We start from the raw sequence: 14,767 nt of genomic DNA, 5'->3' as shown, positions 1-14,767 counted from the left end.
TATGTTATTCTCTGTTAATGTAAAAAATGAACTCTTAATTTCATAAAAACAGATATGACTAATTACAAAAAAGTGTCATTGATGGATGTTGTTTTAGAAACAGTATCTAATAGTGCTTTATTAAAAGCATCAAGAGAACAAGTAATTCAAAGTGAAATTAAACTAAAGGATGCAATAGCAGGGTATTATCCAACTTTTGGTTTTGAATCAGAAACAGGACGAACACAATCTGGAAGTAATGCAAATGATAAATTCTTTAAATACTACAACGATAGAAATTATAAATTTATTCTAAGCCAAAATATTTATTCAGGTGGAGAAACTTCTAACAATGTTAAAAGTTTAGAAAAAGAGTTAAATGTAGCTAAAAATAAATATCATCTTGTTTTGCAAGAACAAATAACAAAAGCAATAAAAGCATATTTTGATGTTGTTTTTGCATATAGAACTGTACTTGCAAGTGAAAACAATATGAAAAATCTAAATAGAATTTTAGAAATTGTTACAATCAAATATGATAATGGTGCAGCTACTATTGGAGATTTAACAGCAATAAAAGCAAATGTATCAAATGCACAAACTGCACTTACAAAAGTAAGATCTAAACTTGTTGAGTCTGTTAGATATTATGAATATATAGTGGGAAATAACTATGTAGAAACTCTTCCTTATGAGAAAAATTTTAATATTAATGTTTCAACATTTGATTTATTATATGAAAGAGGACTAAAAAGAAATAGAACAATTTTAAATTATTATGAATCAATAGAATCAGAAAAATTTAATTTAAAATCTAAAGAATCATCATTTTCTCCTAAGTTAGATTTTGAAGTTTCACTTGATAATATAATGGATGCAGAAGATGCAGAAAGTAGAGAACAAAACTTCAATGGTCTTCTTAAACTTACATTCAATTTATACAATGGTGGAAGAGATAAAAATAAGATTTTAAGCTCTTTTAGTACTATTAGAGAATTAAATTTTCAATTGGATGAAGAGAAGAAAAAATTAAAATGGAATATTTCTAAATTATTTACTTCTATAAAATCAACAAATGAATCACTAAAAAGTAATATTTCAGAAGTTATATCATTAAGAAAAATGGTCGAAGCATATTGGGATGAATTTAATTTAGGTCAACAAGATTTACAATCTTTACTTCAAGGACATAAACAATTAAATGCAGCAGAAATTGAGCTAATAAAATATGAAAGTGGTAATATTACAGATTTCTTTACATTATTAGGTTATACGGGGGATTTATTAGTATTTTTTGATATGGATCCTGAACATCCTAAATTTATTGATTTCTCAAAAAGTAATTACACACAAAATATTTATATAGATGATAAATTTTTAACTGAAAAAGAAAGATTAGAAAGAGAAGATGAGAGAAGAAAAGATGAAGAATTAAGAAATTCATTAGCTGGAAAAGCATTAAAAGATGAAAATATTAATAACTTTATAAAAACTTTCCTTTCAGCTGATGATAACTTCTACACTATTGAAATGGCAACATTTAATAATCAAGAAGACGCAACTGCTTTTATAAAAAGTAATAATTTAGATAAAAACTCATTTGCATATAGCACTGTAAATAATTTTGTACTTAATTCTAAAATTGTACATGGAATTTACGAAAATCCAGATATTGCTAAGATTGAAATGAATAAATTAGCAAAAGCTAATAATAAAAAATCATTAACGCTTGTAAAAGTAAAAGATGCGAAACAAGCATATAATGATTATATTGTAGGATTAACAGTTAAGGCTCCACCTGCAGAAATTAAAATTGTAGAGAAAATAAATACAATTGAGAAAATTAAACAAGAGAAAAAAATAGAAGAATTCCAATTTAATGAAGAAAGTAAATTAGAATTTATAAATGCTAATCCAGAAAGTTTTACTATTAATATAACATCATTTAATGATAAAAAAGAATTAGAAAAAATATTAATAGAAAAACCTAGTTTATATGAGAAGTCTTATAAATTTGATTATTTCAATGGAACTCAATTAATTAGATGGAATTATGGAGTATATAAAACATATGATGAGGCTCAAAGAGATATTCAATTATTAGGGGATAGTGGAGTTTTATATTATCCGACTGTACAAAAAGTTTCAAAAGAGCAAGGATTATATAATTCAAATATTTTACCTGATAAAAAAGAGCCAGAGAAAAAACCAGAATTTGAATATATAGAAGAGAGTTCTAAAACTGAATATAAAAAGGCAGTTCCTTTAAAAGATTATGTTCAAGAAAAACCTGTAGAAATCCAAAAACAAGTTATAGCTGAAAAACCTATAGAAGTTGAAAAGCCAGTTATGGCTGAGAAAACTGTAGAAATTGAAAAATCAGTTGTTAAAGAAAAATCAATAGAGGATTTTATAAAAAAATTAGATGAAGAAAAAGCTCAAGAAAAACTAGCTAATCCAATTGAAAGATTAGTTGAAGATAAAATAGAAGAAAAAACAATTCCAATTAAAAAACTAGAAACAAAAGTGAATGAAGCAAAAGAGGTAAATCCAATAGGTGAAGAAGAAATGCCAAATAAATTTATTGATGATGAAGTAAGAATTATTCCAAGAAAACCAGAATTTGGTTTGGATGATGTAAAAGTTCCTACTTCTGAGGTTCAATAATGCAAAAAAATATAATAAGTAGAACAATAAAAAATATAAGCATCATTCTATTGATGTTTGTAGCTGTTTTATTTTTATTATTTTGGTCTATTTTCTTTGATTTTAAAGAAAATGCTTTTATTAATGCTAAAACAAATTATGAGTTAAACATAGATAAATATACAAATAAATTCAAAGATCCTACTCTATTATTTGATAAAACATTATTAAATGAATATAGAAAAGATGCTTTGAGTACTTCTTTTATAAGTAATATAAAAATCAAATATAATAAAATATTACTTAGTAAAGAAAGTTTGATTTATCAAACAAATAATTTCTCTCACTCTTCTTGGAATTTAGCTGACGTAACTACTGATGCAAAATTTGGGGAAATACAAAAAATAGAAGGTACATCTTTTTTTGAATTTATTCCATCTGCTAGTTTCAATCCAAATGAAAAATTAATAATTAAATATCAATTATTTAGAAATAATGAGATTATAAATTTCTTAGTTTCACTTGATTTAAATTTACTAAATAATGAAGATATAGTAAATAAAGAGGAAGATCTTTTCAGTATATATAAATATTTTTATAATATAAAATTAGATGAATCTATCACAAAAGAGTTAAAAATAGCAGATATTAATTATGCTAGTGTTGAATATACTATTAATGATTATTATTTAAAAAAAGAAATTTACGAATACTTTAATAAACTTTTATTTTTAGCATTTCTTTTATTTATTCCAATTACGATAATTGTTGTTTTTTATAGTAAATATATAGAAAAAAAATATGTAATAGAACCAATTCAATATCTTGATAAGATTGTCACAAATATTATTGAACATAAATTTATGAATATAAATGACAAAATTATAAATCAAAATAGTGAATATAAAAATCTAGTAACAAATATATCAAAGTTATCAAATAAAATAGCTTCTATGGCAAATGAATTAAATATTAATAAAGAGTCTATGGAGCGAAATTTATTAACAGATAGTTTAACAGGTTTATATGATAAAAAAATGTTTGATATTGATATGAAAAGTATGTTTGTATCTTCAGCTGAAGGTTATATCTTTTTATTAAAAATTGCAAAATTAGGCCAAATAGAAAATGTAAATGGTAGTGTAAAAACAGATGATTTTATTTTGTCTTATGTCAATGTTATAAATAATATCATTTTTCAACATAAGGATAATAAAATTACTTTTTATAGAATTCATGGTCCAGAATTTATTATCTTAGTAAAAGGTTTAGAATACAACGATGCAGATACTTTTTCTAATAGTATTATTAATGGATTAAATGAAGAAATATATAAAAACTATAAATTACCTGAAAATATTTTTCATATAGGTGGAACAAAAATTGATAAGTACGGAACAATTGATTCAATTTTAGATTCAGTAAATAGTGCTTATTTAGATGCAGTTTCAAGTGGTGTAAATTCTTATAAAATTGTTGAAGAAAATCTTATTCATAATGAAATAGAAAAAACAGAAGAAAAAGTAAAATATATTATAAATAATAACTTCTTTAATATATCATTTGCCTATGATTCTTATTCTTTTGATGATGAGTTATTATTAAGAGAATTAAAACCAATATTAAGAGATGAAAATGGTAATGAGATAGCAATTGGATCATTTATGTCAATTAGTGAAAAATTACATTTAAATACTACTTTTGATAAGCAAGTTATTGTCAAAGCTCTAGAGTATATTAGAAAAAATAAAATAAACTATAAAATAGCTATTAATCTATCAATTAAAACTATTATAGATAAAGAGTTTATGAAGTTTTTATATGATTTAGTACATGAAGATAAAAATGTAGTAAATAATATTTTATTTAGTATAACATCTTATACAGCATCTGCTAATAAGGGTGATTTTGTTAAATTCGTTAAACAAGCAAGTGAATTAAAATTTGAAATATTACTTAAAAGATTTAAAACTAAAGAGTACTCTTTAGATGATTTATCAGAAGCAAAAATCAATTACATAAAAATAGATAAAGACTTAACTCAAAATATTCATAATGATTTAGTAAAAAAACATAGAATAAAAAATATTGTAGTTTATGCAGAAGTAAATGATATAAAACTAATAGTTGAAAATGTTGAATCAGATCAAGATTATAAATTTTTAAGTAAATTAGATTTGTATGCAGTTAATAGATAAGGTATTTTATGAATAAAATTATAATTATATTAATAATACTAGTGTTCGCAGGTTGCTCACAAAAACAAGATATTGATGCATCAAAAAATATTATTGTAGCAAAAAAGAATTATCCAAATATTTCAAAAAATGCAGTTTTTGATGCTGCTAAAATACTTTTTACTATTTCAAATGAAAATAATAAAGATAAAAGTTTTGTGATTGATTCATATAGAAATAAACTAGAAGTAAGCAAAATAATCTTTGAATACAATGTTATCTCAGGTGATATTATTTTAGATAAATGGCAATTAGAATTATATGAAACGGAAAAAGAAACTAGAGCTAATCTAATAGTGATTAGAAGAGATGGTTTAAATGAAAATGAAATTAAAAGTATTGATAAAAATATAGTTAAACTTTTTTGGGATAGATTAGATTATTTATTGGGCTTAAAAAAAGATTGGCAAGAATGTAATAAATATTTTACTGATGTAGCCTTAGATAGTTTTGATAATATTATTGAATATGATTTTTGTAGTGATTATTTTATAACTTCAATTCCTGATAATAAATATATTCAAAAAAATATTTTAATATCTGAGCAAGAAATTAATAAAAATACAATTGATACAGTAAAAGCTGATATTTACAAAACAACTGGTTTAAGTTTAGAAAAAACAGATGATGATATCTTTAATCAAAAAGAAAATATCGAAGATACATATTTATTAACACCACTTATGACAGATGAAATTTTTGAAACAGAAGCACAAAAGAAAGCAAAAGTAGCAAAAACACAAGATGCTGCAATCCCAGAAAAGTTAGGATTCTCAAATTTAAAAGAGGGTGAATTACTAGATGTTGATAAGCAAATGAATAAATTTAAACAAGATTTAGAAAAAATCGTAAATGTAAAACCTCAAAATGAAAATACTAATTTAGAAAAAATCATTTCAGAAAGTAGTGATTTAAAAGAAAATAGTGAATTTGAGTTTAAGTCAGAAGAAAAAAAGCAGTAAATTAAAAGGAGCACTTTATGAAATTAACAGCATATATATTATTATTTATTACAACTTTATATGGAGTAACTTTTGATGAAGCTACTGAGAATTTTAATAAAAAAAATTATATTGAAGCATATGAACAATATAGTCAGTTAGCTCTTGATGATGATGCAAATGCGCAATACAATATAGCACTAATGAATTATAAAGGAATAGGTGTAACTAAAAACAATAAATTAGCTTTTTTTTGGTATGAAAAATCTGCATTAAACGGAAATTCTGCTGCACAAAATAATCTTGCTCATATGTATTTTTTAGGTGAAGAAGTAAAAAAAGATTTAGTGTTAGCAGAAAAATGGTACAAATTATCTGCTGAAGCTAATTATCCCCTTGCTCAACTTAATCTTGCAATGATGTATGATTCAAGCACAAGTGAAGAAAAAGTTAAAGAGGCATTTGCATGGTATACAAAAGCTTCTTTATAAGGTGTAATAATTGCACAGAATAACTTGGCAAAAATGTATTATATGGGAAGAGGAACTAAAACAGATAAAGAACAAGCACTTTATTGGTTTACAAAAGCAGCAGATGCTTCAAATCCTGTAGCTCAAGCAAATTTAGCAATGATGTATTTAAGTGCAGATGGTGTAAGCAAAGATGTTGAAAAAGCTATAGTATTATTTACAAAAGCAGCAGAGCAAAACAACTTACCATCGATGTTAAGATTAGCTGATTTATATGGTAAAGGAAATGAAACGTCTTTAAATTATGAAAAATCTTTTTATTGGTATGAAAAAGCTGCCCAATTAAATAGCACAAGTGCAATTTATCATGTAGGTTTATATTACTATCATGGTTATGGAGTGCAAAAAGATGTGGACAAAGGGATTAAATATATAAGAGAAGCAAAAGATAAAGGTTATAAAAGAGCTGAGAATTTTTTTAAATTAAATAATATTAGATAGTATTAATTAATTTAAATTATCACTTTAAAAACAAAAAAATTATTTTTTATAATAACATATTAATTTTAGCAACTATTCAGGCTATTTATATGCCATTACTTCATATTGTATTTAACGAAGTTTAGATACAATTTTGTAAAAATTACAAAACTTCATTTTCAAATAGGATAATTATGTCAAAACAATTACTACAAAAACAAGCAGATACTATCAGATTTTTAGCAGCAGATATGGTTCAACAAGCAAACTCAGGACATCCAGGTGCTCCAATGGGTTTAGCAGATATTGCAACAGTATTAAGTAAGCATTTAAATGTTAACCCAGCTGATGAGAAATGGCTAAATAGAGATAGATTGGTGTTTTCAGGTGGTCATGCTACTGGATTAGTTTATTCATTATTACATCTTTGGGGATTTAATGTATCTGTAAATGATATGAAAAACTTTAGACAAACTCACTCTAAAACTCCAGGACATCCAGAATATGGACATACTCATGGTATTGAAATTACAACTGGACCTTTAGGACAAGGGATTGCAAATGCTGTTGGTTTTGCTGCAGCTGGAAAATATGCTCAAAATATTTTAGGGAAAGAAGTTATTAATCATAAAGTTTATTGTTTATGTGGTGATGGAGATTTACAAGAAGGTATTTCTTATGAAGCAACTGCAAGTGCAGGACATTTAAAACTTGATAACTTAGTAATTATTTATGATTCAAATAATATTACAATTGAAGGTGATACTTCTTTAGCATGGAGTGAAAATGTTAAAAAAAGATTCCAAGCTATTGATTTTGAAGTTATTGAAATAGATGGACATAATTTTGAGCAAATTGATAAAGCATTAGTTACTGCAAAAACATCAACTATGCCTGTATTAATTATTGCAAAAACAGCAATTGCTAAAGGTGCTGTTACTATGGAAGGAAGCCACCATGCCCATGGAGCTCCTCTTGGAAATGATGAAATTGCAGCTTCAAAAGCGAAAGCTGGATTTAATCCTGAAGAAAAATTCTATGTTCCTGCTGATGTTAAAGGTGCATTTGACAAGTTAGTTATTGGTTCAGTTGCTCAAAATAACTGGAATGACTCTTTAAGTGCTGAAGCTAAAGCAAAAATTGCTCAATTACAAAATCCTGATTTTGATTCAGTTGTTTATCCAACATTTGAAGCTGATTCTAGTGTTGCTACAAGAGATTCAAATCACAAGATTTTAAATGCAATTGCAGCAGCAGTTCCTGGATTCTTAGGAGGATCAGCTGACCTTGGACCTTCTAATAAAACAGAATTAAAAGGTGAGGGTGATTTCCCAAATGGAAGAAATATTCACTTTGGTATTAAAGAACATGCAATGGCAGCTATGACAAATGCAATGAACTTATATGGTTTATTTAGAGTTTATTCAGCTACTTTCTTTGTATTTTCTGATTACTTAAAACCAGCAGCTAGAATCGCAGCACTTGCTTCTATTCCTCAACACTTCATTTGGACACATGATTCAATTGGTGTTGGAGAAGATGGACCAACTCACCAACCAATTGAGCATTTATCTCAGTTTAGAGCTTTACCAAACTTCTATACATTTAGACCAGCTGATGCTACAGAGAATGTTGATTCTTGGAAAGTTGCACTTAAAATGAATGCTCCTACAGCATTTGTATGTTCAAGACAAGGATTAAAAGTATTAAAAGATGAAAAAGCATTTGGAAGCGTTGCAAATGGCGGATATTTACTTAAAAAAAGAGAAAATGCAAATATTACTATTATGGCATCTGGATCTGAATTAATGCTTGCACTTCAAACGGCTTGTTCTTTAGAAGAAGAAGGAATTATTGCAAATGTTGTTTCTGTTCCTTGTTTTGATCTATTATTAGAGCAAGATGAGTCTTATATCGCTCAAATTATTGATAAAAATACAAGAGTATATGCTGTTGAAGCTGCTCGAGGTTTAGAGTATTATAGATTTGCACATAAAGTATTTGGAATGGATACATTTGGAGCTAGCGGACCTGCTAATGATTTATTTGAAGAATTTGGATTTACAATTCCTAAATTAAAAGCTAATATTATTGCTGACTTCAAGAAATAATTCTTTTAAAATAGATGAGTTTTTCTCATCTATTTTTCTTTTTAAACTACAAATTTAAACTTTCTTATTAAATATCATCTTTTTTTAATATTAAGCACTTATAATACTTCTATAAATATAAATAAAATATAGGAGAACTTATGAAAATAGGATTTATAGGACTTGGAAATCTGGGAACTGCAATTTGTTCTAGACTATCATCACTTGGGGATGAACTAATTGTTTATAATAGAAACAAAGATAAAATCAAAGATTTACCGTACAAAATAGTAAATACTCCAAAAGATATTTTAAAAGAGTGTGATGTTATTTTTTTATGTCTATTTGATTCACCTGCGGTTGAAAATATTTTAAGTGGTGAAAATGGAATATTATGTGATGAGTTAAAAGGTAAAACAATTATTGATTTAACTACAAATCATTATGAAGATGTTTTAAAATTTCATAAAATGGTAAATGATATTGGTGCAAATTATCTTGAAAATCCAGTATTTGGAAGTGTTGCACCTGCATTAAGTGGAGCATTAACGGTTGTAAGTTCTGGAAAAACAGAAGTATTTGAAAATGTAAAACCAATTTTAGAAAAAATTGCTGTAGAAATATTTCACTTAGAGGCACCTTCAAGTGCTACAAAAATGAAACTTATAAATAATTTATGCTTAGGTTCATTTATGGCTACCCTTGCTGAATGTACTGCATTAGCTGAAAATTGTGAAATTCCAAAAGCTAAGGCTTTACAAATCTTAGGTGTTGGTGGCGGACAATCTCTTGTTTTAAAAGCAAAAACACAAAAACTAATTGATGAAGATTTTTCTGCACATTTTTCAAATAATGCAATAAATAAAGATTTGCATTTATTACAAGATTTAGCATATAATTTGAAATTACCACTTTATAGTGCAGCAATTCCTAAGGAGCTGTTTTCTAAAATGAAAATGATGGGTAAAGGGGAAGAAGATTTTTCTTCGATATATCAGTTGTTTAAAAAATAAAAAGGATAATGCATGCCACATTTACAGTTTGAAATAAATAAAAAAGTATCAGATGATTCAAAAGAAGAGTTTGTAAATGAAATAAGAAAAACTTTTAGTGAGATTATGGATACTGGAGTTGATCATATTGCAATATCAATTAGAGAGTATGATAAATACTCTTTAACAATTGGAAGAGCCTCTTTTACTGATGATATTTGTTTAATGAACCTTGATATTAGAGAGGGCAGAACAATTGAAAAAAGACGAGAGTTAGCTCTTGCATATATGGAGATTGTAAAAGAGAATTTTGGAATAAATCAAAAAAATCAGTATATCACTTTTACGGAACACAAAGGTGAAGATTTTCATTTAGTTGAAAAATATTTAGCCTCTTGGGAAACAGGTGAAGACCCGCTTGCTTAAAATAAAAAAAGCTTAATTATAAATTTTGATTAAGCTATTTTTTTCTTCAATATTTGTATAAATAATCTACAATATAGAATTAACAATAAATTATTTTACTGTTAATATACCTTATATAATTCAAAGGTAATTTATGAAAAAACTATTTATTATAAAAGCTGGAAAAACTTTTGACACTATTATTAGTGAACATGTTGATTTTGAAGATTGGATTTTAAAATATATAAATTATGAAAATATTAAAATTATTGATATTCAAAATAATGAAGAAATACCATCTTTAAATGATTGTTTGGGTGTAATAATTACAGGCTCACATGCCATGGTTACTCAAGAACTTCCTTGGAGTTTAAAGTTAGAAATATTTATAAAAGAAGTTATTCTTGCAAAAATTCCATTTTTAGGAATTTGTTATGGACATCAACTTTTAGCTAAAAGTTTAGGGGCAAAGGTTGATTATCATCCAAAAGGAATAGAATTAGGAACTGTTAATATATCTGTTTCAAAAGAAGCTCTTAGTGATGATATTTTTAAATATTTGCCTTCTTCTTTTGATGTTCATGTTGTTCATTCTCAAAGTGCAATATCTTTACCTAAAAATGCAGTTTTACTAGCTTCAAATAATCATGAGCAAAATCATGCTTTTAGAGTCGGTGAAAATGCTTGGGGAGTTCAGTTTCATCCTGAATATGATGAAAATGTGATGAGAGGATATATAAAAGAGGTATTAAAAAACAATGACGAAGAAAAAAATAGATTATTAAAAAAAGTAAAACAAAGTAATTATTCAAATGAAATTATAAAACTTTTTGTAAATGTAGTAAAAGCCTCAAACTATTAATTTTGTTTATCAATGAAAACTCTTACGCAATTTCTACTTGAATTTTTTGCTTCATATAATGCCTTATCTGCTTTTGATAAACATTTAGTAGGATTTTGATCTTTACATTCATATATACCAAAACTTGCAGTTAATTTTATTTTATTAGAAAAATCATATTGTTCTATGATTTTTCTTAAGTTTTCTGCAATTATTTGAGCATTTTGGCTTTGGGTATGGGTGAAAATTAGTAAAAATTCTTCACCACCCCATCTTCCAACATAGTCAGTTTCTCTAATGTTTTTTGATAAAATATTTGCAAACTCTTTTAAAATAATATCACCAATTGTATGTCCATAAGTATCATTTATATTTTTAAATAAATCTATATCTACAATTGCTAATGTTAAAGCTGAGTTGTATCTTTGTGAAAATTTGATCTCTTTTTCTAAAATAAAATCTAATTTTACTCTGTTATAAAGTGAGGTTAGTTTATCTGTTTGAGATAATTTTCTTAGCTCTTTATTTAAAGCATTCAATTTTATATTTGAACGATATATTAAAGCAGTTATTATTGATACAAAAATTATAATAATCAAGATAACAATTTGAATAAAGACCTTTGTGTTAAATTGCTTTTCTTTTACAAGGGTAAGCCACTTATTAACTATTCTTTCTTTATCTTCCTCTTTTAACGAATTTATAGCTTTATTTAATATGTTTTGTAGAATCATTTCATCATTTCTTACAGCAATTCTAACTAAAAATTCATCTGATATTTTCCCACTAATTTTAATATCTTGAATATTATATTTTTGTTTTATATATGCTACTGTTGGCATAGAGTCAATATATGCATAAGCATCTTTAGAACTTGCTTTTTCTAGTCCTTCTTTTGCATTTCTAACTTCTATTATTTGAATATTAGGATATGAATATTTAATTATTTCAATTAAAGCAAAATTTTTAATTAAAGCTATTTTTTTATTTTGAATTTCTTTTAATGAATTAATAAAAGATTCACTATCTTTTGTAGCTATTACTATTGGGAAATTTAAGTAGGGTTGAGTGAAGTTAAAATACTCTTCTCTACTTTTTGTTTGGAGGGTAAAAGGTAATATATCACATCTTTTATTTTTTACAAGTTCATATGATTCTTCCCAAGAAGTAGTGATATTTAGTTGAAATTTAATATTGGTATTTTTATTTAATTGATTAATTATATCTGAGATTATTCCACTGTAATTCCCTTTTTCTGTAATTTCTTCATATGGTAAAAAGTTAGGATCAACACACATGGTGATATTTTTCTTTTTTCCTAAATAAGATATTTCTTCTTGAGTAAATAAGAAATTTTTACTATTATTTTCTAATGATTGAAGTTTATTAAACCATTTATTATTTAATTTTTCAATTTCATTTTTTGATATTAATTTTTCAGCTTTTGAAATAATTGATTTTAAAACACTATTTTCTTTATTATAAGCAAAATAAAAACCAAAATTATTTTCATTCTCAATACTTTCTGTAATTTTAAGATTGGAAATAAAATTTTTATTAATGTTATATTCTAAAACATCCCTTATTCCATATGTAAGATCTGCTTTTTTTAACGAGACGGCAGTTATTGTTTCTAAAGAGTTATTAGTAGAATATATATTAATCTTAGGAAAATCTCTTTTTACTTTCTCATAAGTATAATAGCCCTTTACTAAAGCTATTGTTTTCCCATCTAGTTCAGAAAAAGAGTTATACTCTTTTTCTGATATTCTAGAAACCATAGCTACAGTGGATAATCTGTAAGGTATATCAGAAAATAAAAATCTATCTTCTCTTTCTTTTGATTTTAATACATTAACCATTAGATCTAATTGATTATTTTCAAGCATATTCATAGCTTCATTCCAAATAACATTTTGGTAGTCTACTTGTATTGCTAATTTATTTGCAATTAAATTCATATAATCTATAGAATAACCTTTTGCAATTGCATTTTCATTAAAATTATAAGGAGCTAAATCTGAGTCATTTTGAATTCTTATAATCTTTTTATTTTTTAAATAAGCTAATTCTTCAGGAGTAAAGTCAATTTCTTTTTTGAAATATACTATTAGTTTTCCTAGAGAATTGTTTTTATTGTCCAAAATATCTTTTTCATAAGTTTCTAAATTTTCTTTTATATCAAAAAAAAGAGAATCATCATTAATAATAATTGTAGAATCATTTTTATATGAGCTATAAATATATTTATTTTTATAAACAATCTCAAAAGCTTGAATTTTTTCGTGATGTTGATAATAAAGATTTAAAATGTTATTTATCTCTTTTTTATTATCTTGATGGTCTTGAACTAGATATTTTAATTGTAAAGAAAGGTTGTCGATATTTTGTTTTGTATTGTTACTTATTGCTTCTATTTCAGAAGAAAATGTATTTTGAACAAATAATAAACAAAATATTAAACTAATAAAAAATCTGTACATATTAAACCTTATGTTATATACTTAATTATATAACAATTATTTAAAATCTTTAACTTTTTATCCTAAGAGAAATTTTAGTATAGTACAAATTATTAAAAGGATTTATATGTTAAAAGGTATTATTGTTTTATTGTTCTTCCAATTTTTAGGGGAGTGTATTGCTAAGTTTTTTGAACTCTTAGTGCCTGGACCTGTTATTGGTATGATTTTATTATTGTTGTTTTTATTAGTTAGAAAAGGAAGTTTTATTAGTCTTGATAATGCAGTTGCTTTGCATTTAAGATATTTGCCACTTTTATTTATACCTGCTGCTATGGGAATAATTACTCAAATTGATATTATTACAAAAGAGTTTTGGGCAATTGCAATTGCTTTATTTGTGGGAACGATTGTAGCTTTGGCTTTTAGTGCAAAATTTATGGATTATCTTACTATTAAAGGGGAAAAAAATGAATTATGATGCATTAATAAATTATATACATTCAACTCCCCTTACATGGTTGATTTTAACATTAGCTGCTTTTAAACTAGGAATCATAATCTATGAAAAGTTTAATAAACACACACTATTACAACCAATAATTATAGCTTATGTGATACTTTTAAGTTTAATAATATATACAAATACATCTTTTGAAGAGTATTTTAAGAGTGTTGAAATTATTCACTTTTTCTTGGGCCCTGCAACTGTCGCCTTGGCTTTACCCTTATATAAAAATCTAAAATATATAAAATCACTTTTTATTCCAATAGTTCTTACTCTTTTTATTGCAGGTATTTTTTCAATAGCAATTGCAGTGTCTTTATTATGGATTTTTGGAGCAGAACTTCCAACAATTTTATCAATGACTACAAAATCAATAACTGCTCCGATTGCAATTATAACATCAGAGCAAATAGGTGCTATTCCATCATTGGCTGTTGGATTTGTTTTAATAACTGGAATTATAGGGGCTTTGTTTGGAACAATTGTTTTTAAACTTATAAATATAAAATATGATACTTCAAAAGGTTTTGCACTTGGTTTGGTATCACATGGAATTGGTACTGCAAGGGCCATTGAAATAAGTGAAAAAGCCGCTGCTTTTTCAGCACTTGCAATGGGACTTAGTGGAATATTTACAGCTGTTTTTCTTCCTATGATAATTACTTTTTTTAAGTAATTATCAAATATTTTAAATTAATACATCAAGATATCTTGAT

General features: G+C 25.5%; 12 protein-coding genes. 11 read left to right on the top strand and 1 reads right to left on the bottom strand.

Features of this window, described 5'->3' with window-relative positions; all coding sequences use genetic code 11:
• The first annotated feature begins 54 nt into the window (after window positions 1–54).
• The 9 genes from AACT_RS01785 (at window position 55) to AACT_RS01745 (ending at window position 11,102) form a co-directional block, all read left to right on the top strand.
• Window positions 55–2,646: a TolC family protein gene (locus AACT_RS01785; RefSeq protein WP_172124405.1), complete on the top strand. Its 2,592-nt coding sequence runs from the start codon at window positions 55–57 to the stop codon at window positions 2,644–2,646.
• Window positions 2,646–4,823, top strand: a complete 2,178-nt coding sequence (locus tag AACT_RS01780; protein WP_172124403.1) for an EAL domain-containing protein — start codon at window positions 2,646–2,648, stop codon at window positions 4,821–4,823. Before AACT_RS01785 ends, AACT_RS01780 begins: the two co-directional genes overlap by 1 nt.
• An 8-nt stretch (window positions 4,824–4,831) precedes the next feature.
• Complete coding sequence (locus AACT_RS01775) at window positions 4,832–5,824, top strand: hypothetical protein (RefSeq protein WP_172124401.1); 993 nt, start codon at window positions 4,832–4,834, stop codon at window positions 5,822–5,824.
• A 17-nt stretch (window positions 5,825–5,841) separates the two neighbouring features.
• A complete protein-coding gene (locus AACT_RS01770; protein ID WP_172124399.1) occupies window positions 5,842–6,294 on the top strand; it encodes a tetratricopeptide repeat protein in 453 nt (150 codons plus the stop codon).
• A 6-nt stretch (window positions 6,295–6,300) separates the two neighbouring features.
• The gene (locus AACT_RS01765) at window positions 6,301–6,774 is read left to right on the top strand and encodes a tetratricopeptide repeat protein (RefSeq protein ID WP_346726259.1); all 474 of its coding nucleotides are present in this window, start codon (window positions 6,301–6,303) and stop codon (window positions 6,772–6,774) included.
• Between the two features lie 173 nt (window positions 6,775–6,947).
• The gene (tkt, locus tag AACT_RS01760; RefSeq protein WP_172124395.1) at window positions 6,948–8,864 is read left to right on the top strand and encodes a transketolase; all 1,917 of its coding nucleotides are present in this window, start codon (window positions 6,948–6,950) and stop codon (window positions 8,862–8,864) included.
• Between the two features lie 140 nt (window positions 8,865–9,004).
• A complete protein-coding gene (locus tag AACT_RS01755; protein ID WP_172124393.1) occupies window positions 9,005–9,856 on the top strand; it encodes an NAD(P)-dependent oxidoreductase in 852 nt (283 codons plus the stop codon).
• A gap of 12 nt (window positions 9,857–9,868) precedes the next feature.
• Window positions 9,869–10,261 carry a tautomerase gene (locus AACT_RS01750; protein ID WP_172124391.1) on the top strand — a complete coding sequence of 131 codons (393 nt, stop codon included), beginning with the start codon at window positions 9,869–9,871 and terminating at the stop codon, window positions 10,259–10,261.
• Between the two features lie 133 nt (window positions 10,262–10,394).
• Window positions 10,395–11,102 carry a glutamine amidotransferase gene (locus AACT_RS01745; RefSeq protein WP_172124389.1) on the top strand — a complete coding sequence of 236 codons (708 nt, stop codon included), beginning with the start codon at window positions 10,395–10,397 and terminating at the stop codon, window positions 11,100–11,102.
• Here AACT_RS01745 and AACT_RS01740 read toward each other — a convergent pair.
• On the bottom strand, window positions 11,099–13,564 hold the full coding sequence (locus tag AACT_RS01740) for a transporter substrate-binding domain-containing diguanylate cyclase (protein WP_172124387.1): 2,466 nt from the start codon (window positions 13,562–13,564) through the stop codon (window positions 11,099–11,101). The genes AACT_RS01745 and AACT_RS01740 overlap by 4 nt on opposite strands.
• 106 nt (window positions 13,565–13,670) lie before the next feature.
• Between AACT_RS01740 and AACT_RS01735 the strand changes: the two genes are divergently transcribed.
• Window positions 13,671–14,024, top strand: coding sequence for a CidA/LrgA family protein (locus tag AACT_RS01735; RefSeq protein WP_172124385.1), 354 nt, complete (start codon window positions 13,671–13,673; stop codon window positions 14,022–14,024).
• Window positions 14,014–14,727: an LrgB family protein gene (locus AACT_RS01730; RefSeq protein WP_172124383.1), complete on the top strand. Its 714-nt coding sequence runs from the start codon at window positions 14,014–14,016 to the stop codon at window positions 14,725–14,727. The genes AACT_RS01735 and AACT_RS01730 overlap by 11 nt, the downstream gene beginning before the upstream one ends.
• Window positions 14,728–14,767 lie beyond the last annotated feature (40 nt).

Origin of the sequence: Arcobacter acticola (assembly GCF_013177675.1) — a bacterium.
Lineage (GTDB): Bacteria > Campylobacterota > Campylobacteria > Campylobacterales > Arcobacteraceae > Aliarcobacter > Aliarcobacter acticola.
The sequence above is the reverse complement of the archived record's forward strand: the minus strand, read 5'-3'. Positions and strand labels throughout refer to the sequence as shown.

Coding starts and splice junctions, on each gene's coding strand:
- AACT_RS01785 (WP_172124405.1), top strand. CDS start 55: ATGACTAATTACAAAAAAGTGTCATTGATGGATGTTGTTTTAGAAACA.
- AACT_RS01780 (WP_172124403.1), top strand. CDS start 2,646: ATGCAAAAAAATATAATAAGTAGAACAATAAAAAATATAAGCATCATT.
- AACT_RS01775 (WP_172124401.1), top strand. CDS start 4,832: ATGAATAAAATTATAATTATATTAATAATACTAGTGTTCGCAGGTTGC.
- AACT_RS01770 (WP_172124399.1), top strand. CDS start 5,842: ATGAAATTAACAGCATATATATTATTATTTATTACAACTTTATATGGA.
- tkt (WP_172124395.1), top strand. CDS start 6,948: ATGTCAAAACAATTACTACAAAAACAAGCAGATACTATCAGATTTTTA.
- AACT_RS01755 (WP_172124393.1), top strand. CDS start 9,005: ATGAAAATAGGATTTATAGGACTTGGAAATCTGGGAACTGCAATTTGT.
- AACT_RS01750 (WP_172124391.1), top strand. CDS start 9,869: ATGCCACATTTACAGTTTGAAATAAATAAAAAAGTATCAGATGATTCA.
- AACT_RS01745 (WP_172124389.1), top strand. CDS start 10,395: ATGAAAAAACTATTTATTATAAAAGCTGGAAAAACTTTTGACACTATT.
- AACT_RS01740 (WP_172124387.1), bottom strand. CDS start 13,564: ATGTACAGATTTTTTATTAGTTTAATATTTTGTTTATTATTTGTTCAA.
- AACT_RS01735 (WP_172124385.1), top strand. CDS start 13,671: ATGTTAAAAGGTATTATTGTTTTATTGTTCTTCCAATTTTTAGGGGAG.
- AACT_RS01730 (WP_172124383.1), top strand. CDS start 14,014: ATGAATTATGATGCATTAATAAATTATATACATTCAACTCCCCTTACA.